The sequence below is a fragment of the Rhizobium sp. RAF36 genome (assembly GCF_052114105.1).
GTDB lineage: Bacteria > Pseudomonadota > Alphaproteobacteria > Rhizobiales > Rhizobiaceae > Rhizobium.
In genome coordinates this window covers 711,447-734,092 of sequence record NZ_JBFREC010000003.1, presented here as the reverse complement: position 1 = coordinate 734,092, position 22,646 = coordinate 711,447, and the positions used below count along the sequence as shown (strand labels likewise).

At 57.9% G+C, this 22,646-nt stretch carries 21 protein-coding genes; 7 read left to right on the top strand and 14 right to left on the bottom strand.

What is annotated here, in order from left to right; all coding sequences use genetic code 11:
* Window positions 1-39: 39 nt before the first annotated feature.
* The 5 genes from AB4Z25_RS15070 to AB4Z25_RS15050 form a co-directional block, all read right to left on the bottom strand.
* Window positions 40-255 (bottom strand): CsbD family protein, encoded by a 216-nt coding sequence (locus AB4Z25_RS15070; protein ID WP_112390621.1) that lies wholly within the window; start codon window positions 253-255, stop codon window positions 40-42.
* A gap of 123 nt (window positions 256-378) precedes the next feature.
* Entirely contained in the window at window positions 379-642 is a 264-nt protein-coding gene (locus tag AB4Z25_RS15065) for a BON domain-containing protein (RefSeq protein ID WP_112390620.1), read from the bottom strand.
* A gap of 289 nt (window positions 643-931) precedes the next feature.
* Window positions 932-2,440 carry a PAS domain S-box protein gene (locus AB4Z25_RS15060; protein ID WP_112390619.1) on the bottom strand — a complete coding sequence of 503 codons (1,509 nt, stop codon included), beginning with the start codon at window positions 2,438-2,440 and terminating at the stop codon, window positions 932-934.
* Between the two features lie 38 nt (window positions 2,441-2,478).
* The gene (locus AB4Z25_RS15055) at window positions 2,479-5,607 is read right to left on the bottom strand and encodes a type II toxin-antitoxin system ParD family antitoxin (protein WP_442208323.1); all 3,129 of its coding nucleotides are present in this window, start codon (window positions 5,605-5,607) and stop codon (window positions 2,479-2,481) included.
* 333 nt (window positions 5,608-5,940) lie between these two features.
* Window positions 5,941-6,090, bottom strand: coding sequence for a hypothetical protein (locus tag AB4Z25_RS15050; RefSeq protein ID WP_162698781.1), 150 nt, complete (start codon window positions 6,088-6,090; stop codon window positions 5,941-5,943).
* Window positions 6,091-6,627: 537 nt separating this feature from the next.
* On the opposite strand from AB4Z25_RS15050, the gene AB4Z25_RS15045 reads away from it, so the two are divergent.
* On the top strand, window positions 6,628-7,146 hold the full coding sequence (locus AB4Z25_RS15045; protein ID WP_112390617.1) for a hypothetical protein: 519 nt from the start codon (window positions 6,628-6,630) through the stop codon (window positions 7,144-7,146).
* 85 nt (window positions 7,147-7,231) lie between these two features.
* Window positions 7,232-7,429 carry a DUF2934 domain-containing protein gene (locus AB4Z25_RS15040; RefSeq protein ID WP_112390616.1) on the top strand — a complete coding sequence of 66 codons (198 nt, stop codon included), beginning with the start codon at window positions 7,232-7,234 and terminating at the stop codon, window positions 7,427-7,429.
* 411 nt (window positions 7,430-7,840) lie between these two features.
* Here AB4Z25_RS15040 and AB4Z25_RS15035 read toward each other — a convergent pair whose 3' ends face one another.
* The gene (locus AB4Z25_RS15035) at window positions 7,841-8,089 is read right to left on the bottom strand and encodes a DUF6894 family protein (protein ID WP_310300624.1); all 249 of its coding nucleotides are present in this window, start codon (window positions 8,087-8,089) and stop codon (window positions 7,841-7,843) included.
* A gap of 728 nt (window positions 8,090-8,817) precedes the next feature.
* Window positions 8,818-10,031 (bottom strand): IS3 family transposase gene (locus AB4Z25_RS15030; protein ID WP_112390950.1). Its coding sequence is split into 2 segments (ribosomal slippage): window positions 8,818-9,695 and window positions 9,695-10,031, totalling 1,215 coding nucleotides; the frame shifts between segments, so codons are not numbered across the junction.
* Between the two features lie 770 nt (window positions 10,032-10,801).
* On the opposite strand from AB4Z25_RS15030, the gene AB4Z25_RS15025 reads away from it, so the two are divergent.
* Entirely contained in the window at window positions 10,802-11,305 is a 504-nt protein-coding gene (locus tag AB4Z25_RS15025) for a YciE/YciF ferroxidase family protein (protein WP_112386765.1), read from the top strand.
* A gap of 66 nt (window positions 11,306-11,371) precedes the next feature.
* Here AB4Z25_RS15025 and AB4Z25_RS15020 read toward each other — a convergent pair whose 3' ends face one another.
* From AB4Z25_RS15020 to AB4Z25_RS15005, 4 genes are all read right to left on the bottom strand, one after another.
* Window positions 11,372-12,532: a PAS domain-containing sensor histidine kinase gene (locus AB4Z25_RS15020; RefSeq protein WP_112386767.1), complete on the bottom strand. Its 1,161-nt coding sequence runs from the start codon at window positions 12,530-12,532 to the stop codon at window positions 11,372-11,374.
* An 8-nt stretch (window positions 12,533-12,540) separates the two neighbouring features.
* A complete protein-coding gene (locus tag AB4Z25_RS15015) occupies window positions 12,541-13,329 on the bottom strand; it encodes an alpha/beta fold hydrolase (protein WP_112446015.1) in 789 nt (262 codons plus the stop codon).
* 297 nt (window positions 13,330-13,626) lie between these two features.
* Window positions 13,627-14,151, bottom strand: coding sequence for a 2'-5' RNA ligase family protein (locus tag AB4Z25_RS15010; protein ID WP_112386770.1), 525 nt, complete (start codon window positions 14,149-14,151; stop codon window positions 13,627-13,629).
* Window positions 14,148-14,780, bottom strand: coding sequence for a TetR/AcrR family transcriptional regulator (locus tag AB4Z25_RS15005; protein WP_112386772.1), 633 nt, complete (start codon window positions 14,778-14,780; stop codon window positions 14,148-14,150). Before AB4Z25_RS15005 ends, AB4Z25_RS15010 begins: the two co-directional genes overlap by 4 nt.
* Window positions 14,781-14,868: 88 nt before the next feature.
* Here AB4Z25_RS15005 and AB4Z25_RS15000 point away from each other — a divergent pair, with 88 nt between their 5' ends.
* Complete coding sequence (locus tag AB4Z25_RS15000; RefSeq protein WP_112386773.1) at window positions 14,869-15,642, top strand: SDR family oxidoreductase; 774 nt, start codon at window positions 14,869-14,871, stop codon at window positions 15,640-15,642.
* A gap of 323 nt (window positions 15,643-15,965) precedes the next feature.
* Here the strand turns inward: AB4Z25_RS15000 and AB4Z25_RS14995 are convergent, their stop codons facing one another.
* The 3 genes from AB4Z25_RS14995 to AB4Z25_RS14985 are packed head-to-tail and all read right to left on the bottom strand — an operon-like array spanning window position 15,966 to window position 18,992.
* Complete coding sequence (locus tag AB4Z25_RS14995; RefSeq protein WP_112386774.1) at window positions 15,966-16,364, bottom strand: cupin domain-containing protein; 399 nt, start codon at window positions 16,362-16,364, stop codon at window positions 15,966-15,968.
* Window positions 16,365-16,418: 54 nt separating this feature from the next.
* Window positions 16,419-17,180, bottom strand: coding sequence for an alpha/beta hydrolase (locus AB4Z25_RS14990; protein WP_112446016.1), 762 nt, complete (start codon window positions 17,178-17,180; stop codon window positions 16,419-16,421).
* A 36-nt stretch (window positions 17,181-17,216) separates the two neighbouring features.
* Window positions 17,217-18,992 carry a cytochrome c biogenesis protein DipZ gene (locus AB4Z25_RS14985; protein ID WP_162698909.1) on the bottom strand — a complete coding sequence of 592 codons (1,776 nt, stop codon included), beginning with the start codon at window positions 18,990-18,992 and terminating at the stop codon, window positions 17,217-17,219.
* Window positions 18,993-19,313: 321 nt separating this feature from the next.
* Between AB4Z25_RS14985 and AB4Z25_RS14980 the strand changes: the two genes are divergently transcribed.
* The 3 genes from AB4Z25_RS14980 to AB4Z25_RS14970 all read left to right on the top strand — a co-directional run bounded on the left by AB4Z25_RS14980 (window position 19,314) and on the right by AB4Z25_RS14970 (window position 22,530).
* Window positions 19,314-20,348: an alpha/beta fold hydrolase gene (locus AB4Z25_RS14980; RefSeq protein WP_112386777.1), complete on the top strand. Its 1,035-nt coding sequence runs from the start codon at window positions 19,314-19,316 to the stop codon at window positions 20,346-20,348.
* Window positions 20,349-20,467: 119 nt separating this feature from the next.
* Complete coding sequence (locus tag AB4Z25_RS14975) at window positions 20,468-21,208, top strand: response regulator (protein WP_112386778.1); 741 nt, start codon at window positions 20,468-20,470, stop codon at window positions 21,206-21,208.
* Window positions 21,205-22,530 carry an ATP-binding protein gene (locus AB4Z25_RS14970; protein WP_112386779.1) on the top strand — a complete coding sequence of 442 codons (1,326 nt, stop codon included), beginning with the start codon at window positions 21,205-21,207 and terminating at the stop codon, window positions 22,528-22,530. Before AB4Z25_RS14975 ends, AB4Z25_RS14970 begins: the two co-directional genes overlap by 4 nt.
* Window positions 22,531-22,646 lie beyond the last annotated feature (116 nt).

The following is a 22,646-nucleotide window of genomic DNA, read 5'->3' as shown; positions in this document are numbered from 1 at the left end:
GAGGGACACAGCCGTCACGGCTGTGTCCTCGTTGGGATGCTAGAGCTTCTTGTTGATGTAATCGGAAGCTGAATTGGCACCCTTCTTGGTTGCGTCCTTGGCGTCGCCCATAGCCTGCTGGGCCTCACCCTTGATTTCCTGAACCTTACCTTCGGCTTGCAGCTTTTCGCTTCCGACGAGCTTGCCGACGCCCTGCTTGATGTTGCCGATGGCTTCATTTGCAAGACCTGATGCTTTATCACCTGTGCTGCTCATAACGTATTCCTTTCGCTTACGTTTTTCCGTTTGCTTAAATTCGCGATGGAACGTTTTGTTCCAACGTAGGTTTGGAGGCGTTTATCTTTTGCATTGAACTGGCAGCGTATCGATCGGCCAGTATCAAATCGACGGTTTCGGCGGGCGCACTTGCAGGTTGCGGATGACCCTGCCCGTCGCGAAGTCGGTAGCGATCGCCACTGCTTCACTCGCGGCCCTCTCTGACGATGCCACGCCGTTGAGCAATATGTCGCCGCCTGCGATTTCGACTTCAATCTGGCAGTCTTCGAGGCCACGCGCGTAAGCTAGCAGGGCGCTGAGTGCTGCACCCGCACCACAGTAATCTGCGGAGATGGTCGCCGTACCTGCATAAAATGGGAAAAGCATCTCAATAACCTCCTGGAAGGATCAGTAACCGAAGCTTGCCAAACGGCGGTTAGCCGTTCGGTGCAGCGCCGCGGCCCGAGGGCCTCGCTGTGTCTTCCTACGGCCCGAATTTTTGCCGACGACTTATCCATCATGCAGCCCTTTTCACCTATGGTGCGTCGATCATCCGACCCCGGCAAAGCCGGTGGCATGACTTTGAAACTAGCGCTGGAGCATGAGAATTTTCAGAGCGAAAAATACTAGATCGCCTAGTATCAAACGACCTTTTTAGCAGGTACACGTCGTAAAATTACTTTTTCTTCTTCTTGTGATCTAAGGCCTTGCCAGTGGCAGCGCCTGTGAAGCCACGTTCTCGCGCCCATATCACTGCTGCCGCGCGGCGATTGACGCCGATCTTTCCATAAAGAGAGGTGACGTGATTGCGGATCGTGTTCCTCGACAGGTGCAGGGTTTGAGCCATATCGGCGTCACTTTGTCCGACGCAGATAAGACCTAAAATCTCGCGCTCCCTGTCACTCAACTCCATCAGTGTCGCCGTGGGCACCGCTGTTGACGCTTGTTTGAGTGTCGCAAGCCGCTCGACGATGGAGCGGCTGAACCATGAAGTGTCCGCCATGACGCTCTCGATCGCTTCGACCAATTGCGTCTCGCTACGCCGGCGCTCGGTCACATCCTGAAGAGCCCAGATCACGCATTGCTCGTCGTTGATCTCGACCCTTTCCGCAGACACAAGACAGTCCGCCATTGCACCGTCTTTTTGCTTCAAGCGTGTCGGCTCGTTACGCACGAAGATGTTGTCACGCAGCTTTTGCTCCAGCGCCCGCCGGGCTGCCACGTCTTCCCAGAGGTGAAGTTCAGCGGCTGTTCGGCCGACGACCTCTGTGAGGCCATATCCCGAAATCTGCAGGAAGGCATCGTTCGCCTCTGTGAAAACGAAATCGGCGAGGCGCGATATGGCGGCCGGCGCAGGCGATAGACGGAAGGATTTCGAAAATCGCTCCTCGCTTTGACGCAGGGCGTTCTGGGCTTTCCTGCGGGCATCGAGGTCCGCAAAGGTAAAAAGCATACACGGCTCTTCGACCACGGAAATCGGCTCGCCGGCGACAATCACAAGCCGGTCACCACCGTCCGGGAGAGGAATTAGCGACTCGCGGTGGCGGATTACCCGCCCTTCGCTGAGCTTCAGAAGCGCGTCATCCCCAGTTTCACAGTTTGAGAACAACCCGACAGCGTCGACAGTCTTGCCGATCACGTCCTCCTTGCTGAAACCCGTCATTTCAAGAAAGCCCTGATTGACGCGAATGAACCGATTGTCCTCCAGGCGGCAGATAAGGCCTGGAGCGGGATTGGCGTTGAAGGACCGTTCGAATCGTTCCTCGGCTTCAAAGCGCGGCGTTTCATCTCGCAAGATCAGCGCGAGCACATCCGCTTTACCCCCGGCGTCGGAGATGACCATGCTCCGAACGGTGTGCACCCAGACCAGATCGAGGTTATCGCTGGGCGAGACTTCGACCGTCATATCGTCGATCGTCTCGCCGGCCAGCAGCCGTTCGAGCGGGTACTGTCCTTCTTCCAGCGGATGGTTGTTGCGATATCGCAAAGTGAATCGACGTCGGTAGCCCGCTGCATCCCTTCCGAGGTCGTCAATTGCCTTTGCACGATGCATGACGATCGCCGCATCATTCGCCCAGGCAATCGCGCCCGCCTGATCAATGAGTATGATGCCATCGCTGAGGCCGCCTATTAGTTCCTGCAGGCTGCCCCGGTTGATGCGTGGAGGCTCGAGTCTGTCGTTCATTAAAGGATCCTTGGACGTCACGCCGCGCGCCGTGAAATCTATTTCGTCGCGTCCACTTCGTCTTCCTGGTCAAGCGACTTGGAGATTGCGTCTCTTGGCAGGATCGCCCGGTTGAGTTGCTCGGCATCGTAGGGCTTGCTGAGAACGACCCCGTCGGAAGCCCGCACGGCCGAGGCGTCACCGGTCGCGAATATGATCCTCGACCAAGGCCGCAAGGTGCGCGCCCGCTCCGCAAGAACCTTGCCCGAGGCGCCTGGAAGGCTGATGTCCGTGACCAGGACGTCGAAGGGAACCGTTTCTAGCGCGGCCATAGCTTCCTCGGCGCTTCCCGCGTCGACCACGATGTGGCCTGCTTCCTTGAGGATATCGGACGTGTTCATCCGGATCAGCGGATCGTCTTCGACCAGGATGATCGTTAGCTGTGCAGATGGTTCGGGCAACGAAGTCTCAGGGGCTTTTGGAGCCGGGGAGGGCGCAGCACCCGACTTTTGTCGCTGATTGTTGATGACGTGCCTGAACTTTTTTGCCAGGGCATCCCGGGTGTACGGCTTCGAAAGAAGCTCGACGCCGGCGTCGAGCTTGCCGCCGTGGACGATGGAATTCTCGGTATATCCCGATGTGAACAGCACGGCGATCTCGGGGAGGCGCTCTTTGGCCTTGCGCGCCAGCTCAGGGCTTTTCAAATTGCCGGGCATGACAACATCCGTGAACAGGATGTCGATGGGTATGCCGCTATCGATCACGTTGAGCGCGCTGGCCGCATCGACCGCCTTCAGCACACGATAGCCGAGGTCTGCAAGGAGGGCGACAACGGTCTCCCGCACCTCTTCGTCATCCTCGACGACGAGGACGGTTTCAGTGCCACCTGCTATCGGGCCGTTGTCGACGTTCACTTCCATGTCTTCGGCCTGGAGGGCTCTGGGAAGATAAAGCTTGATCGTCGTGCCGTGACCGACTTCGGAATAGATCTTAACATGACCGCCTGATTGCTTGACGAAGCCGTAGACCATCGAAAGCCCGAGGCCGGAACCCTTGCCCTCGGCTTTCGTCGAAAAGAACGGTTCGAAAACCTTGTCAATGATCTCCGGCGACATGCCGGTTCCCGTATCTGTGACGGCCAGCAGCACGTATTGACCGGGCGTTACTTCATCGTGCGTTCGCGCATAAAGCTCGTCGAGATGCGCGTTTGACAGTTCGATGGTGAGCTTGCCCTGGCCGTCCATCGCATCACGCGCATTGATGGCGAGGTTGAGGAGCGCATTCTCGATCTGGGCAGGATCGATAAACGTGTTCCACAGCCCACCCGCCACGACGGTTTCGACCTCGACAGCCTCGCCAATCGCCCGGCGCAGCATGTCGTCCATGCCTTGTACGAAGCGGCTGATGTTCACGACCTTGGGCTCAAGTGCCTGACGCCGACCAAAGGCAAGGAGCTGGCTTGCGAGCTTGGCGCCGCGGCTGACACCCGCCATTGCGTTCGACACGCGTTTCTCGGCACGCTCATTGCCGGCGATGTCTTTCGCAAGCAGTGCAAGATTTCCCGATACCACCTGCAGCAAATTGTTGAAGTCGTGAGCCACGCCGCCCGTCAGTTTGCCAACGGTCTCCATCTTCTGAGATTGCGCAAGCTTGACTTCCGCCTGCCGGCGCTCGGCGATTTCCGCGATAACGCGGGCCTCAAGCGTTTCGTTCAGCTGCCGTAGTTGATCCTCAGCTCGTTCGCGATGCCGGACCTGCTGCGCCAATGTATCTGCCTGCTCCCGCAGCGCAGCTTCGGCTGCCCTTTGATGCGTGATGTCGGTGTGCACGCCGACCCATTCGACGATCTCGCCGATCTTGTCGAGAATAGGCAGGGCGCGTACCGCAAACTGGCGCCAAGCGCCATCATGCCTGCGCACCCGGTGCTCGTATAAAAACATGGTCTTCGTCGCGACCGCCCGCTGCCAGGCCTCCACACTTCCAGCAGAATCGTCCGGGTGGACCGCCCTCGACCAGCCGTATCCCTGATACTCATCCTGCGTCTGCCCGGTGAGGGCGGCCCATCCGGGTTGTTCCCCGACCATGCGGCCATCGGCGCTATTGGTCCATAGGATCCCGTGGACCGCGTCCATGGCGGTGCGGAAGCGCCCATTGCTGAATGCGATGGCGGCCTCGCGGGTCGCACGCTCCTCCACATCGATGCCGAGAATATGGACGCCCGGTATCGAACCATCGGGCTCGACATGCGGTACATACCGCACTTCCAGGCGCCGCACTGTACCGTCGGCACGCGGCATAGTCGTTTCAGCTGAAAATGTCTCGCCCGATAATCCACGATCGATCGAGGCTTTTCGGTCGGCGTAAGCCTGCTTGCCTATCATACTTTCTACGTGCTGTCCGACCATCGACTGAGGATCGATATCAAACCAGTCTCGGTAAGCGGCGTTTGCAAAGCGATAGATGTGGTCGCGATCCACGTAGGAGATCAGCATTGGAACGGCGTCTGTGACCCGACGCAGCTCGGCCTCGCGTGCAGCAAGCTTGGTCTCCGCGGTAACCTTCGCACTGTTATCGACGATCGTGCACATAACCCCGCCCACCGAACCGTTTGCGTCGTAGACAGGCGTGTAGAACAGGTCGAGCATCATTGTCTGAGGACCATCCGGTCGTTGAAAAACGATCGGTTGATCACGATGAACCACGGTTTTGCCGTTCAGGCCGACTTGCAGAATCGCCTGGTTCCAGTCCCAGACCTCGGGAAAGGCGGTTGCAACGGGCGTGCCCAATGCCATCGGATGACGCTCCCCTGCGATCTCCCGGTAGGCATCGTTGTAAAGCATGATGTGATCAGCGCCCCACATGAGCACCTTGGCGACCGGTGAATTTACAATATTGGCGACTGTCGCCCGTAATTCCGCAGACCATTCCTCAACCGCACCAAGGATATGATTGGCCCAGTTCTTGGATCGGATGAGGTTGCCACATTCCCCGCCGCCAATGGGCCAGCCGGTAGCAGGGGTTGGCTTCGGCTTTCCATCCACGTCCCTAAGGGCGCGAAGGCCCGCGCGCACGACCTCGCTGGCATTGGCAAAGTTGCCGGATGCGAGACATTGGTTGATGAAACCCTCAAGTTCGGGCGTAAGTGAAACGTTGCGGGATTGACGATTGATCATGGCTGTACGTGCCATTGCGAACTGACTGTGTCAACTGATGTCACGGTCCAGGAAATTTTGCGGATTGGTATAAAACTGACTTGCCAGATCCCCGCTCTATAGGGCTGATTTAGGAGCGATTTCCTGGAGCAGCGGGATGACTGGCACCTGACCGATAGCCGAACAAATCGCCCTCTCCATCCAGTCCATCACCGGACTTCCGAGACCACCGTACCGATCAATATCAGACCCGCTATACCAACGTAGATGCTCCACAGGACAGCTATAACCCGTGGATTCGTCTTCGCTCTTAATATGCGGCCATCTATTGGAGCATGGCGTGCTGAGACGTCTTTGAACCTAGACATTTTACGTTTTCGGCCCGTCTTTCGAAGGTTTTTCTCTGGCGTCTCGCAAGCCTTTTTCTGCCTGGTCCTTCAATTTCTCACGGGCTTCATCCGCCGTGTTGGGGTCGGTTCGTGCCGCGTCGCTGGTCGGGTCGGGGTTCTTATAGGTCATAGCTTCATCCTCGTTGCACAGCGAACAACCAAGGGGCGGTATAGTTCCCTCAGTTTCATCGCCTATTCTGGCACGGCGTTGACAAGGCTGCGTAGGTGTCGCTCGCGTTGGTTTGAAGCAAGACTGCGGTCACTACGTCCTATCGTACGAAGCGATGAAATCGTTATGCACTGAATCATGAGCGTATGGTCGGCATGGAACCGGAACCCTCAACTTTGGAACGTCCAGCCCCACCATACATGGCGCTGTGAGCGAGGATCATGCCGGGGCTTGGAAGATCGTAGACACGACGACGGGACTTCCAGCGGCAACCAACGGCAGAGATTTCGTTCAACTGAGCAAGGTCGATGCGAAGGAGCTAGCCGACGAGTTGAACGCGTGCGATGCCCAAGGAAATGCAGACCCGCTCCTGTAGAAATTCGCAGGTGGAGTCTTCTGCAGGGAACAAAGACGTGGTGAGAAGGTTTGCGTTCATACCTTCCTCTGTTACCAGCACATGCCGACCTAGCATCGGACGCGGTACGAAAGAGAATTTCCATGCATCGACACCTCACCCAGTCCTTAGCGACTGCGATCACACTGCTCGTCCTTTTGTCAGGCAGTGTTGCCCATGCCGATGAGGCGCCCTTTTTGAAATCTCTTTCTGGAAACTGGAGCGGCAAAGGAACCGTCAAGGTGCGTGTCAACGCCCCGACCATAAATGTCACCTGCCGCTTCAGGTCCGACACCAGCACCAATTCATTAGCCCTCGGTGGCAAGTGCACCAGCCTTGCCATCTTCTCGCGGGTCATATCCGCAAACCTCAAGGCGAACGGTGGCCGTTACTCCGGCTCTTATGTCGGCGCGGGCACGGGAACGGCCGGTCTCGGTGGGCAACGTTCTGGCGACACCATCAACCTCGGCATCACCTGGGCGAAGGAGGTTAACGGCGACAGGAAAGCGCAGATGACTATCGAAAAAATCGGCTCATCCGGAATGCGTCTTACCACCATTGATACGGATTCGAAGACAGGCAAGCCGGTCATAACCAGCCGAATTGAGCTTCGCCGAAACTGAGGCTCGAGAAAGCTTTTGTCATGAGCCCTCGAACGCGCCGCACGCCGCAAGACGACTTCATCAAGTTCAACATAAGGAACACGCCATGCAGCGGTCCCATGACGATCAGCTTCGAGCTCGCGCCTATGCCATATGGGAGCGCGAGGGGTGCCCCACCGGAAAAGCTCTGGAGCACTGGGCTCTTGCGATAAAAGAGATGGCCGGCCAAGCTGCTCCATCTCTTGATCAAGGGTCCTGGCGCACTCCCCAGGAAGATGGTCCCCAGGCAGACGGGAAATCCTGAGACTTTCTTCTGGCCAGCGACGCGTGAGAGGCTAGTCCGTCATGCCGTGTCAGCGCTGTGTTGTTTTTTCCAGCCGGCAAGGAGAAACTTGTAGAGGTTTCTACCGCGCGTCTTGACCCCCATCGTGATGTCTGTAACGAAAGGGAAGTGCCGCGAAGCCTTCGCCGCATATCGCTCTGCTGCCGGCCACGGAGAACGCGCCGCCGATCTGGCGGACTCATAAGATCATAGATGGGCTTCTTCATCTCTGAGAGAGTAAACCTCAATTTCCGCGAACCAGTAGTGCCGTGCAATGTTTCGACTGTTCCGGATGAAGTGGTAGGCAGCAGGAGGTTTCGCGACGTAGGGTAGGGGAGTGGCAAGCCTTACCTAGCGCCGCGAAACAAAAGCCGCCTTTTCGGTAAACCGTAGTCATTTCACCACTGCCATTAATGGCACTTCACCGACGACCTCACCGCGCTCGTCGCGGATCACAAATGTCATGCCGTCAATCGGCACTGCATGGCGAACGTACTCAGCCACCATGTCACGAGCTGCAGCAAGCGCTTCACTGTGGGCGGCATCAGATGAAGGCAAGTCTATGCCCTCAACGTCTTCTTCGAGGTTATCACCCTCCCGAATATCAAAATAATACCTCATCGCGTTGGAATGCAAACCCAAACAGAATAGTTCCGCGTTTTCAGTGGTTCGCACGCTATAGGACAGAAACCCTATCGGTAATTGCGCGTTAAGGTTCGTGAGCAAACAGTAATATGCCTACTCATGGAGGAGTCGATGTTAGCAAGTCACCTCGTAGATCATTTGAACGCAGCGAAGAAACTCGCGCAGTTAACGAACCAACCGTTTGTCGTCTACCTGATCCAAATGGCAATTGATGCAGCGATACGAGCGAGCCGCAAAGCGGCCTAAGTTCGCACGGCGATTGGGTGATTAAGGAAGCCACTGCCGCCTGTGATGACCCCATCAGAGAACTGTCGCGGCGACAGTCGTGGGGCTCTCTTCTTTAAAGGACCGTCCGCCGCAGGCTCGGTTGGTTCAGGGCTAACAGCGGACGATCCCATACGATGGCAGTGACACTCATCGTATTTCAACTTAGTTCAGGTCATCAGCGGGCTTTTGTAGAGCGCACAATGACCTCTAAACAAATGTCGCAATCGGTCTATATGCACGGTAACGGACAAAACGGTGGAGGGAAAGCTCTAGTTCCGAGAAGTTGAGAGCAGCTGCACTGCAAAGTGTGCAGTTGCTAATGCATCTAAGGGATTACCATGAACGTATCATGGATATGGACGGAACCTACGTTAGGTAAGTCAAAGAATCCAATGATCTTTTTTGATTGGCACGGTATAATTCTATTGGAGTGCCCCCCATTTCGCCGGACAGCTCAGCTATTGAGACAATGCTTTGATGAACTCCCTTGGGGAGGCCATTTTGAGCGCTGAGTGTGGATGGATTTCATTATAGTCTTCAATCCATCCGTCGATCTTCCGGAGAGCTGTGTCGGCGTCCGGAATGGATGAGATGCGTATGTAGTCCCGCTTCAAGGTTTTGACGAAGGCTTCAGACATGCCGTTCGATTGTGGGCTGGCCACGGGCGTGAAGCATGGGATCAGGTTGAGGGCTTGGGCAAACAGCCTGGTCTCCCTCGCGGTATATGCACTGCCGTTATCAGATAGATGTTCTATTGCATGCGGGGCGCTGATTGCGCCGAAGCGCTTTTCGACGGCCTCCAACATCATGTCTCGAATGTCGGAGCCGGATATCCCGGCATTGGCGACGGCTGCCCATGAGATAATTTCCCGGTCAAACGCATCGATAATGAACGCGAGACGAACCACCTCGCCATTCCAGCAAGTGAACTCAAGCCCGTCCGAGCACCAGCGGAGATTAGACCGCATCACCATGACCTTGCCGTCGTGGACACGACCAATTCGCACCGCCGTGTGTTTCTCAAGGATCATGGCGTGATTGGCCATGATGCGATGCACTCGCTTGCGATTGACGACGGGCAGATCGGCGGCTCGCCGCTGCCTGTTGAGAAGGGCAGCGATCCGCCGATAGCCATAGGTCGGCCGAGCATCCACGAGTTTACGAATGGCAGGCAGCAGCTCGGCATCATCCGCTTTGAGATATGATCCACGCGGCTTAGACTTGCCTTTAAGACGCTCCACGAGATTGGACCTCGATACGCCAAGGACGTCAGCCACGGTCTTCATCGGGAACCGTCCTTCGGCAACAAGATCGGCCGCGATATCGGTTTTTTTGAGTGGGCTTTGGAAAGAGCTTCGCGGAGAATCTCGTTCTCCAACGTCTTGCGCCCGAGGATGCGCTCAAGCTCGCGCACTCGATCTTCCAGCTTCTTCACCTCGGAATTGCCGATCACTGGCTCGTCAGAATCCACGGCCACCGCACCTCCCTCGCTAAGGAGCCTACGCCAGCGATACAGAAGATTTGGCGCAACTCCATGTCGCCGCGCCGCGGAGGAAACGGTCTCCCCGGCGGCATAGCTTTCCTCGATGATCTGCAGTTTGCGCTCCGTTGTCCAGCGTCGCCGCCGGACGTCACCGATCATCAGATCAACCTGTCGAAACTCGTTAGACATAAGCTTATCCTCAAGCCTGTGCTTGAGCCTTCCTGCTTATGCTGAGTGTCCGGTCGAAAGTGGGGGCAGTTCATCTATACAGTGTTCACGCATTCACGTCCGCACGATAGGTGACATACGTTGCGACGATTCCTCCATGAAGGGAAGCGAGCCCTGTTTGCGCGCTCGTCAATGACGACCGCGCCGGATCGATTGAGGCTCATCAATCTATCCCCTCCAATCAGGGTATGCTCAAGCAGCGAGTTGTCGCGTTGTCGACCGTGGTGGCCCGAAATCTTTCACTGGAGCATTCGCCGGGACGAGCAACGGATATGATTTCCCGGCGTCGAGCCGTGCGCCGCTCCTGTCCTTGGCGGCGCTGCTGCATTGCGAGCCAGCCCATGGGGCCTTTTCCACCATCCCATCCGCGATTGTGATCGCCTTGACGCCTTAACTCCTGCAGGCGCCTCAATCTGGCCGGCTATGTCAAAAGGCAAGGATCCGTCTGGCTTCCGATGTACGAAGGCCAAAGGTCTGCGCGTGCTCCTGGATGGCGCGGGAAGGACGGAGTCTAATCTGGGTGAGGTCGATAAGTGCGGTCATGCGTGGAACTTAACCTCTCGGGGTCGGTTCATACGTCACGGTCGTGATAGTCGCGATCGAAAAAAGTCTCTCCGACCCATCGCATGATGTTCGCTCGGCGCCTTCGATGCGCGATCACAGCCTTATCGACCGCCACCCTGACGAAGCGGTGCATTCCCAATAGAGATACAGAACCCCAAGGAGCTATCATGGCCAAGGAATCCAAAACGCTTGACGTCCTCTTTCACGACACCCTGAAAGACGTCTATTTCGCCGAACACAAGATCGTCGCCACGCTTCCCAAGATGGAGGAGGCAGCCCAGAGCAAGCAGCTTAAGGGCGCCTTCGTCAAGCACCTGGGAGAGACCAAGGTTCATATCGAACGTCTCGAGGAGGTCTTCAAGATCATCGGAAAGAAGCCGGAACAGAAGACCTGCGATGCCATGATGGGCATCGTCAAGGAAGGTTCTGAGGTCATGGAGGAGTATGCCGGCACACCAGCTCTTGACGCCGGCCTTCTCGCCGCTGCACAGGCAGTCGAGCATTACGAAATGTCGCGCTACGGCACGTTGCGCACATGGGCGCTAGAGCTTGGGATGAAGGAGGCAGCCAAGCTGCTGCAGACGACGCTCGACGAAGAACAGGCCACCGACCTTGCGCTCACATCGATCGCCACCTCTGTGGTCAACCAGAACGCCGAAAAGGCAGCCTGACCAACACTCGGCCGTTTGCGGGCGGCCGAGCCACAACCCCGTGCAGACGGGTAGCAGTCTTAGTTCCTATCGGACGCCGACATTGTCGTCGGCGATCTGCGCAAGCGGCATCGTGAAGGTGAAGCGGGTCTCGATGGCATCAGACGCAACGTCCAGCCTCCCACCGTGGGCGCGAGCGATTTCCGATGCGATATGAAGGCCGAGGCCCAGCCCCTGACGATTGCCGCTAGCCTCCCCGCGGATGAATGGCTCAAAAAGGCTTGCCTGCACGTCCTTGGGAATCGGCGTGCCCTGGTTTGCTACCCAGATCTGAAAGTTCTCACCGCTCACGCCAGCGAATATCCTGATTGGTGCGTCAACCTGTCCATAGGTGATTGAGTTCCCGACCAGGTTGGATACCATTTGGCCTATTCGTCCTCCATCGCAAGCGACAGGCTGATCGAGATTGATGTCGGCCTCAATGATGCGATCAGGATCGCTGGAACGGAGTTCGTCGACAACGTGGAGAATGATCGGGGCAAGCTCTTCCGGCCTGATCTGCAGACCTATTCCGCCTCCGAGGCGACCCCGCGCGAAATCAAGCACGTTGTCGATGAGATCGGACATCCTCTGGACGCTACCCTGCATGAGGTCGAGTAGTGTGGTTGCCTTTGCCGTCGCCGTTTCCCTTCGAAGAAGGCGACTTGCGGCGCTGATCGATGCGAGCGGATTTCGAAGGTCGTGGCCTAGAACGGCAATAAACTGTTCTCTGAGTTCGGCATTCCTGTGCTCAATATCGAGTTCTATCTGCATTTCTGCGCCCGCGGCATCGGCCGCCGCACGGGCATCGACGAGCTGGCGTTCGTAGCGCCTCCGTTCGGTTGCCCGAAAGAGCATCACACGGGTAAAGAGAAGCTCGTTGTCGGCGTTGCGCTTTTCCGTTGCGTTTGCGATGACGGGAAACCTGCTCCCATCCTGCAGTTTGAGATCGAGCGCGACCTCGTCGAAATGACCCTGCAGTCGAAGAAGTGGCGCAAAGTGGGTTTCGTAGAATATGCGGCCGGCTGTGTTCAGCAGGTCGCGCATGCGTTTTCCGAGGAGATCTTGCGCCGGAATACCCAACCACCTCGATAACGTCTTGTTGGACTTGATGATAAGGCCATCCGGCCCGAGCGAGAGATACCCGCAGGGCGCGTTTTCGTAGAGGTCTTCCAGATCTTCCGTCTGCGTGTCGCGGTCAGAATCCATCAAGGTTCTCAAAGGAAGTCACGGATCGCGGCGATCACTTCGCGAGGCGCGCTCAGGTTTGGGCAGTGTCCAGTTGCGTCCAAAAGAACAATCTGGCTGCCCGGTACGTGTTCATACACATAACGACCGACGCCTTCGGAAGCGATGATGTCATCGCGGCTTTGAAGTACGATTGTCCGGGCCGTTACATTCGGAAGGTCGGCGCGATTGTCGGAAGTGAAGGTGACGCGGGCAAACGCCTTGGCGATCTCCGGATCGGTTCGACAGAAGCTGTTCGTCAGTTCCTCGCCCAACTCTGGTCGGTCTGGGTTGCCCATGATCGCAGGCGCCATTGCCTCGGACCATCCCATGTGATTGTCATCCAGAAATTCCAATAGCTCTTCGATCTCCGCAGGTCCAAAGCCACCAACGTATTCGGCGTCGTCGATGTACCGCGGGGATGGGCCCACAAGGATGAGGCTCTCGAAAAGGTCAGGCGCTTTCAGCGACGCAAGCACGCCGATCATCGCGCTCACGGAATGGCCGACGAATACCGCGTTGGAAAGTCCTATCTCCCGGCCGATCTCGACGACGTCATCAGCGTAACCGGACAAACTCGAATACTTTGCCGGATCGTAGGCGGAGAGATCTGAGTGACCCGCCCCGACATGATCGAAAAGTAGGGTCTTGAAGCCAAACTCGAACGCGGGGGCAACGAACCTCCACATGTTCTGATCGCATCCGAACCCGTGGGCGAAGACAATCGTCCGCGTGCCGTTACCTTGGATATGTACGTTGTTGCGGACAACGACTGACATGGTTCCCTCTGGTTACCCTGTCTAGCGTGTCTCAAATAACTCGGGATTTCGAGCGTTTCGAACCTAACCCCCACCCAAGTTTTGTCAAGGAAGCACGGGTTGAAGGTTCACATCCTTCAAGAGGAGCTTAGAACACTTGAGCCACTCGGTTGACGCGATCGCTTCCGTGATGCCCACATGCCCGAGGGACCAGTGATTCCGGTCGCGTTGACTGAAGCCGGAGAGCCATTCGCCCACCTGACATTTAAGAGTTTTTCGCCCGGTTCCGGGCATGATTGGCAATATTCCGTTTTGCCCTCATCCCAAAGGCCGCGTGTCGAAAGGCAAAAATTTCAAATGCTCCCACGGCCCCCCAAGATAGTTCCACAGATCGAGGCCGAGGATTTCAATGGTGTGGGGTTCTAAGCTCGTGGTCAGGTCGCGATAGAGCGCGTCGGCGGTTGCTCTCGGCGCCTTATTCTGGATTGTGATATGCGGCCGCCAGGTCTGAACGTCCTGCGAGCCCAGCCACGCGACGAACTCGGCCTTCAGTCCTGCTCGGATGTCCTCCAACTCTGGGCATGTGACGATGAAGGCGACGCCTGCGCCGAGGTGTCGGAGGCTGCTGACCGTCGCTGTCGTTACTCTCGCCTGTGCCGCAACGTTAGTAAGCGTTTTACAGATCCTGTCACGATACTCGCCTGGCAGCCTGTGAAACACTGTCAGATGCGCGCCGAGAACATTGCGGTCCGGGGGAAAATGCCTCTGCCGAAGGCGATCGAACGGCTCGATATCCCTCTCGGCTATCCTCGCGGTGACAATAAGTGGCTGACGGGTCTTCAATCCAAGCTTCCGGTGACGGTCGTGCGTTTCCCGGGCCAGGCTGTCAGGGCGACGTCGATCAGCCGTTTCAGAAGCGCGTTGCAAGCACCATCGCAGGCTTGGGCCGACATGCCCTGAATGATCGCTCCATAGAAGCGTGCCAGCGTGTCGGTATCAGTCCCGGCTGGCAGTTCGCCCTCGCTGACGGCGCGATCGAAGCGGGCTTTTAGAACCTGCATCGATGCCTCTCGAAGGGCTGCCGTCATTCGAGCGACCGAGGCATTTTCTTCCGCATGCTGCAGAACTGCGGTGGAGACCATGCAGCCCGCGGGCTTGTCCGGCTGGGTATCGCCATCGGCAATATTGTAAAGGTAGCGACCGAGTGCCTCATAAGCGGGCAGGGCGGATGCCAGGATTTCCCCTCGGCAACCGCTTTCGCGGGCGATGCTGAAATCCAGCGCCTGTCGATACAATTCCTCTTTCGAACCGAAGGTTGAATAGAGCGTCGGCGGGTTGATCCCCATTGCTTTGGTCAGGTCGGCGGTCGACGTCCCTTCGTAGCCTCGTTCCCAGAACAGGCGTGCCGCGATGTCGAGCCCGGTGTCGCGATCGAGCACGCGGGGCCTTCCTCGTTTACGAACCGGCTCCATTAAAATAGTGGTCCCTATTTAATTGTTGACAGATATGTTTCCACCCTTAATATAGCGATCACTATTTTAATTGGCAACGGAGTAGATCATGTCCAGGAAACTCGCAGACAAGATTGCGCTTATCACCGGAAGCTCACGGGGGATCGGACGGGCGGTCGCGCTCGCTTTTGCAAAGGAAGGTGCCGCGCTGATCGGTGTGCACTACACCGCCAATCCGGATGCGGCCAAAGCCACCGTGCGGGAAATCGAGGAACTGGGCGTCAAGGCCGTCGCGGTAAAGGCTGATCTGCTCCAGGGCAAGGAGGCGGCCGACAGCCTCTGGACACAGTTCAGCGACGCGGCGCGTGCGCAAACGGGATCGGTCGGGCTCGATATTCTAGTCAACAATGCGGGCATTGCGCCTGCGGTCCCGTTGAAACAGACTAGCGAGGTTGTCTTCGACGAGGTGATGACTATCAACTACAAGGCGCCATTCTTCCTGATCCAGGCGGTAGCCGATCATATTCGCAACAATGGCCGCATCATCAACGTCTCCACAGGGTTCACCCGGATCGCAGCACCCACCCACCCGGCCTATGCTGCTTCCAAAGGCGCGCTGGAGACCCTGACGCTCGCACTGGCGCCCGACTTCGCGGTCCGCGGGATCACCGTCAATGCGGTCATGCCAGGGGTTACCGAAACGGACATGAATGCCGAATGGCTGGCGTCGCCGGATGCCCGCGCCGGCGCCGAGGCACTGTCGGTCTTCTCGCGTGTCGGCCGTCCTGACGACATTGCAGATGTGATCGCTTTCCTTGCATCGAACGATGCCCGCTGGACGACCGGGCAGATCATTGATGCCACGGGTGGCGCCCGGATCTAATTGATCCAAAGACTTCGCGATCTCTTCAGGCCATCAGAGGAGTCGCCATGGGGCGTATTCCCAACGAAATGCCGAAAAGCCCGCGCCCCGTCTGACCGTTAGACCAGGCCGCGCTTAGCGACAAGTGACCTTCAGCAAGTCGTGGAGATTGGTGCGATTACGCGTACGAGTGAATGTCGGCATACCCGATATTCGCTTTTGTCGCAGAAACAGGTACTGCAAGTGGGTGAACGACTGTTCGCTTCCTGAAACTGCCGGACATAGCCAACGCATCTCGTCGAATGCGCGGGAAGCCAAAGCTCCCGCGCATTCGGCGCAGCTTCTCACTTTGACTGAACCACAAGGGTCTTTCCGTCTTCCACAATATAGGTTGCGAGCTCTGATGCTTTGCCGGTGCCGACGTTTCGAGCTGAATGTACAACGCCGGTCGGGATGAATAGCGACTGACCGGCAGAGAGGATGACCGGCGCGCGCCCGTCTAATGTGTATTCGAGAGTTCCTTCAATCACAAAAGCAATTTCTTCACCGGGATGGGAATGCCTGGCGGCCAACACCCCGGGCGAGAAATCGACACGAACCTGCACGACCTCGTGGCCAGGCACATCGATGTCGTTTTTAATAAGATCGGTGCGTCGCAAGGGCTCTACGGCGAACGCAGGCGATGATGCCGCTCCAATGATTGCGAACAATAGGACGGCGACCGTTGCAGGTGATTTTTTCATGGCTATCTCCTTTTTAATTATGTTGAAGGTTGAGGATGTCGCGAGTGCTGTTGCTCATTGGCCGCCAATCTGCCGCGCCGCGGCTTCGATAACCTCGGCAACCTTTTCAGGCTGCGATGCGAACACGGCATGGCTTGCCTGGATCTCCGTCACATGGCTTCCGGCGCGCTTTGCCATGTCCCGTTCGAGATCAGGATTGATCGAGCGGTCTTGGGTGGCGACAACCGTCCAGCTTTTCTTGGTCTTCCATGCGGGATCGCCGACCTTTGCGGAGAAGGCGTCCCTGGATGCGAAGACCTGTGATTTTGCCAGGAAGGCGGCCTCGTCCTTCGGCAGGTCGGCAGCGAAGTCGTTGGCGAAGGCGGCTGGATCGAGAAAGAGATATTTGCCGTCCTTCGTCTCGCGGATATTCATACCGCCGGCCGGCTTGGAGCTCGCGAGACTGATAAGGCTTTCGCCCCTGTCCGGCTGGAAGGCCGCGATATAGACGAGACCCGCGACATGAGGGCTGTTGCCGGCTTCGGTGATGACCATACCGCCATAGCTGTGGCCGACGAGCAGTGTCGGGCCGTCTTGGAGGTCGAGGACCCGGTTGGTTGCGGCGACATCGTCGGCGAGCGAAGTGATCGGCTCCTGCACGATCGTGACATTGAAGCCGCGCCTTTCGAGGATTTCGGTTGCTTGGCGCCAGCCAGAACCATCGGCGAGAGCGCCGTGGACGATGACGATGTTCTTCACTTCGGCCGCTTGGGCCACAAAGGCAATGGCGCTGGTGACGAAAGCAAGGGCGAGGGTGGAGAGATAGTTGCGTTTCATGGTGGTGCTCCTGTCTTTTTAGGTTAGGTGAGGGATTCAACCGAAGGTGAAGGCGTAGGCTTGGACGCCGGGGTCGAGGAAGCGGATCTCGAAGGTGCGCGCGTCCACTTCGCCGGTCTGGCGCACCAGTTGGTAGAGCTTCGTCGTGGTTACCGTGCCATTTCCATCCGCATCGATATCGCTGCCGCGGTTGGCTTCGGGCGCCTTGCCGTCGACCGTCACTCGAAATCGGACCGGCTTTCCATCTGCCCCTGGGCCGAGCACGAGGTGCAGGTCGCGGGCGCTGAAATGATAGGTGATACTGCCGCCCGCCCGATCGAGGGTCGCCTCTTCGGCGCCGACGGTCCATTTACCGGAAAGGCCCCACTGGTTGAGACCTGGTTCGGTGACCGAATAGTCCCTGCTGGCATCCGCACGCATGCTCTCGTTCGAGGCAAAGCTGGTGGCCTGTTGATAACCGATGTAGGTTTCACCCGAGCGGACATGTTTCAGGTCCGCACTGGCCTCCACACCTTTTGCGTCAGGTGCAACCGGCGCGCTTTCGGCCATTTCACTGCCAGCCTCGTGCAGCAGGCCCTGGATTGCCTGTTCGGTCGGGCCGTAATTGCCTTCGCCGAAGTGATGGTACCGGATCTGGCCCTTGGCATCGATCAGGTAGTGAGCCGGCCAATAGCTGTTGGCGAATGCGCGCCAGATTCTGTAGTCGTTGTCGATTGCGACCGGATAGTTGATCTGGAAATCACCGACAGCCTTTTTGACGTTGTCGATCTTCTTCTCGAAGGCGAATTCCGGTGCATGCACACCGATGACGACCAGACCCTGGTCCTTGTACTTGTCGGCCCAGGCCCGAACGTACGGCGTGGTGCGGATGCAGTTGATGCAGGAATAGGTCCAGAAATCGACGAGCACGACCTTGCCGCGAAGCTGCTCCGTCGTGAGCGGCGGCGAGTTCAGCCATTCGACGGCGCCATCCAGTGAGGGTGCGGGGCCTTCAACAGGCAAGTCACTGCGGAACGGTTTGGTCGCATCGGTAAGACCGATCGACTTGTCGTTGCTCGCAACCTCCGGCGGAATGCCATCGGTCGGCTCAACATTCAGCCTGTCCAGGACCGCTTGTTCAAAAGACGCGTTGCTGGCATAGGAGAGCCGCGAAAGCAGCCCCGTGTCGAGGCCAAGTGCGATGACGGCGACACCGGCGATGACGGCGGCGCCCAGGCCCTGGCGTATCCGTTCGCTGACAACGAGCGATTTCTTCAATCCGGCAAAGATTTTTCCACCGACGGAAAGCGCGATTGCCAGCGAAGTGGCGGCGCCGGTTGCGTAGGCGAGCAGCAGGATACTTGTCTGCAGATTGGCGCCCTGGAGGGCAGCACCAGTCAGCACGAGACCGAGAATCGGGCCAGCGCAAGGCGCCCAGAGAAGCCCGGTCGCGACGCCGAGGATCAGCGCGCTTGCGGCGGTCGGCGCAGCACCGGGCTTGCCGGAAGCGTTTAGCAGGCGGTTGCCAAAACCGACGACCGGTTGGGTCATCAAGCTGGCGATACGCGGCGAAATCAGGCTTAAGCCTAAGATCGCAAGCAGGATGAGCGCGGCGAGGCGACCATATTCATTGGCATTGATTGCCCAGCTTCCGCCGACGGCTGCAAGGGTCGCCACAAACGCAAAGGTGGTGGCCATACCGATCAGCATCGGCAGCGTACTGCGCACGAAAGGCTGCCCGGCGCGGGCAAAGACGAAAGGCAGGATGGGGAGGATACAGGGACTGAATATGGTCAGCACCCCTCCGAGGTAGGCAATGATAAGAAGTGTCATCATCGTTTCCTTTGAAACCGGGTGATCGGGCACTGGACGGCGATGTGGCCCGACCAGCAACTGCGCCAATCTGATCGAGGCGATGTATCCCGGATGTGTCCGGTTCGGAGGCAATATGTACCGAAGTGTAGGAAGAGCGCCTGTCTGCAGCCCTGCTGAAGCAGATGGAGCAGATTCCGTTTGAGGAGGCAGCCAACTGTATCAGAATGTATCCCGCAGGCCGGAGGCTACATCCGGACGCAATAATAGCGGATATCGGAAACACTCGGGATACATGCCGGTTGTTTTCTCCATGTCACTAACTCGAAACGGAGAGAGACAATGTCCAGCGAAATCAATCTTCAGCGCCGTCACTTCTTTGGTCTTGCCGCAATGACAATGGCAGCGGTCGAATTCGGCCTGAGCAGCGCTGCTGCCGCCAAGGCAGCCGCACCGGCCGTCAAGGCCGGTTCGCATGCATCTTTCGCGGCGTTGAAGCAGATCAAGGCCGGCGAGCTCAATGTAGGCTACGCCGAGGTCGGTCCCGCCAATGGTTCGGTCGTGCTGCTGCTGCATGGCTGGCCCTACGATATCTACAGTTTCGTTGATGTGGCTCCCGTGCTCGCCGATGCCGGCTACCGGGTGCTGATCCCCTATTTGCGTGGTTATGGCACGACCGAATTCGTCTCTGCCGATACACCGCGCAACGGCCAGCAGGCCGCAATAGCCACAGATATCATCGCCTTTATGGATGCGCTGAAGGTCGAGCGCGCCGTCATCGGCGGTTACGATTGGGGCGGGCGCACTGCCGATATTATGGCTGCGATCTGGCCGGAGCGCTGCAAAGCGCTGGTTTCTGTCAGCGGCTATCTGATCGGTAGCCAGGAGGCCAACAAGAAGCCATTGTCGCCGCAGGCCGAACTGTCGTGGTGGTATCAGTTCTATTTCGCCACCGAGCGTGGCCGCGAAGGTTATGCCGCGAATACGCACGATTTTGCCAAGTTGATCTGGAAGCTCGCCTCGCCGCAGTGGGATTTCGACGACGCGACCTTCGATCGCTCGGCCAAGGCCTTCGAAAACCCCGACCATGTTGCCATAACCATCCACAACTACCGCTGGCGGCTTGGCCTCGTCGATGGCGAGCGGAAGTATGATGAACTCGAAAAGAAACTTGCTGCTTTCCCGGTCATCACCGTACCGACGATCACCATGGAGGGCGACGCCAACGGCGCGCCGCATCCGGACCCTGCGGCATACGCCAAAAAGTTCACCGGTAGATACGAGCATCGCACCATATCGGGCGGCATCGGCCACAATCTGCCGCAAGAAGCACCACAGGCCTTTGCCCAGGCCATTCTGGACGTCGATCGTTTCTAAAACCTGTCCTGACAGCCGTGAACAGAATTGTCTGTTTCGCGGCTGCCGATTCAGAGTCAAAAGAGAAAGCGGCGAGTCTGCCATTCGCCTGACCGATAGAAGGATCCGGAAGTTCGAACATGGAGCATATCGACCACATCCTGATCGTTGATGACGATCGTGAAATCCGCGAGTTGGTTTCGAGCTATCTGACGAAAAGCGGACTTCGTACGTCCGTCGCGGCCGATGGACGCCAGATGCGCAGTTTTCTGGAAGGCAACACGGTCGATCTGATAGTGCTCGATGTCATGATGCCAGGCGATGACGGGCTCGTGCTTTGCCGCGAGTTGCGCGCCGGCAAGCACAAGGCGACGCCGATCTTGATGCTGACGGCTCGTAGCGACGAAATGGACAGGATCATCGGTCTCGAAATGGGCGCCGACGACTATCTGCCGAAACCGTTTGCGGCGCGCGAACTTCTGGCGCGCATTAAAGCTGTGCTGCGCCGCACCCGTGCGCTGCCGCCGAACCTGCAGATTTCGGAGGCCGGACAGTGGCTCCGTTTCGGCGACTGGCGCCTCGACACGATCGGCAGGCACCTTCTCGACAAGGACGGGACCGAGATTGCGTTGAGTGGCGCCGAATACCGGCTACTGCGCGTCTTCATCGATCATCCGCAACGGGTGCTTAACCGCGATCAGCTGTTAAACCTGACCCAAGGCCGCGATGCCGAACTCTTCGACCGCTCGATCGATCTGCTTGTTAGCCGCGTTCGCCAGCGGCTGGGGGATGATGCGCGTGAGCCGACCTATATCAAGACGGTGCGCAGCGAAGGTTATGTCTTTGCTGTTCCGGTGGCGATAGAAGAGGCCAGATCATGAGCGCAGCTGTTGCTATTCGCTCCGGATTTTGGCCGAGCACCCTGCGGGCTCGGCTTTTCGTTATTTTGTTGCTGGGCCTGGCTGTTGCCTATGGCCTGTCGTTCACGGTCCTGTTCGTCGAGCGTTCCATGTCGGCCAAGGCCGTCATGCTTGGCACACTGGAAAGCGACGTCGCAACCTCAATTGCTGTTCTCGACCGCCTGCCGGCGGATCAGCGCGCCGACCTGCTCGACCGACTAAGCCGCGGCAACTATCGTTTTGAGCTTGGGCCGGGACTACAGGGCGTGCCGGACAATTCTAGCAAGGGTAAGGAAATCGGCGGTCGAATCCAGGAGGCGATCGGCGGCACCTATCCGATCCGCATGGAATCCATCCCCGGCGATATCAGCCGCCTGCAGGCGCATCTGACACTGAGCGACGGAAGTCCTTTGACGATCGATATTACGCCGCGGCCTCCGATGCCACTCGCGGCATGGTTGCCATATGTCCTTGCCATCCAGATGGTGCTCCTGGTGCTTTGCACATGGGTCGCCGTGCGTCAGGCGATCCGCCCGCTGGCTGCGCTCGCGGCCGCCGCCGACGCGCTTGATCCCAACAAGAAGGGACCACCGCTCAGCGAGCGGGGTCCGTGTGAAGTGGCGCATGCGGCACGCGCTTTCAACGCCATGCGTGAAAGGATTTCCCACTACCTCGAAGAGCGGGTGCAGATCCTTGCGGCGATATCGCACGACCTGCAGACGCCGATCACGCGGATGCGACTGCGCGCCGACATGGCCGACGATTCCCCCGAGAGGGACAAACTGGTCCGTGATCTGGGTGAAATCGAGCGGCTCGTGCAGGATGGGATCGCCTACGCCCGCAGTGCGCATGGCAATGGCGAGAAATTTTCGCGCATCGATCTCTCGTCCTTTATCGACAGCATCGCCTACGACTATCAGGACATGGACAAGGCCGTCAGCGTTGCCGGTCTCGTGCAGGGCATTGCATCGACCAAACCGCATGCCCTTCGCCGCATTCTCACGAACTTTATCGACAATGCGTTGAAATTTGCAGGTAGCGCCGAAATCAGCGTCGAGCGGAAGAAAGAGGGTGAGATTGCCATCACGGTGATGGATCGTGGTCCCGGTATTCCGGATGCCATGCTGGAAGCTGCCATGCAGCCGTTTTTCCGGCTGGAGCAGTCCCGCAATCGCGAGACTGGCGGCACAGGGCTCGGCTTGGCCATCGCCCAGCAGCTGGCGGCTGCAATCGGCGGTTCCGTCCGGATATACAATCGTGACGGCGGAGGCTTGGCAGCCGAGGTCAACATTCGGGCCAACTGATTTTCTTCCTGCTTTGTATGCGAAGTATCGAGATCTGCCGACGGTACGCTTTGATACAGTTCGGCCGATTTTAGAAACATAGGGGATACGTCAAAGGGTCAAAACCACTCCGTCAC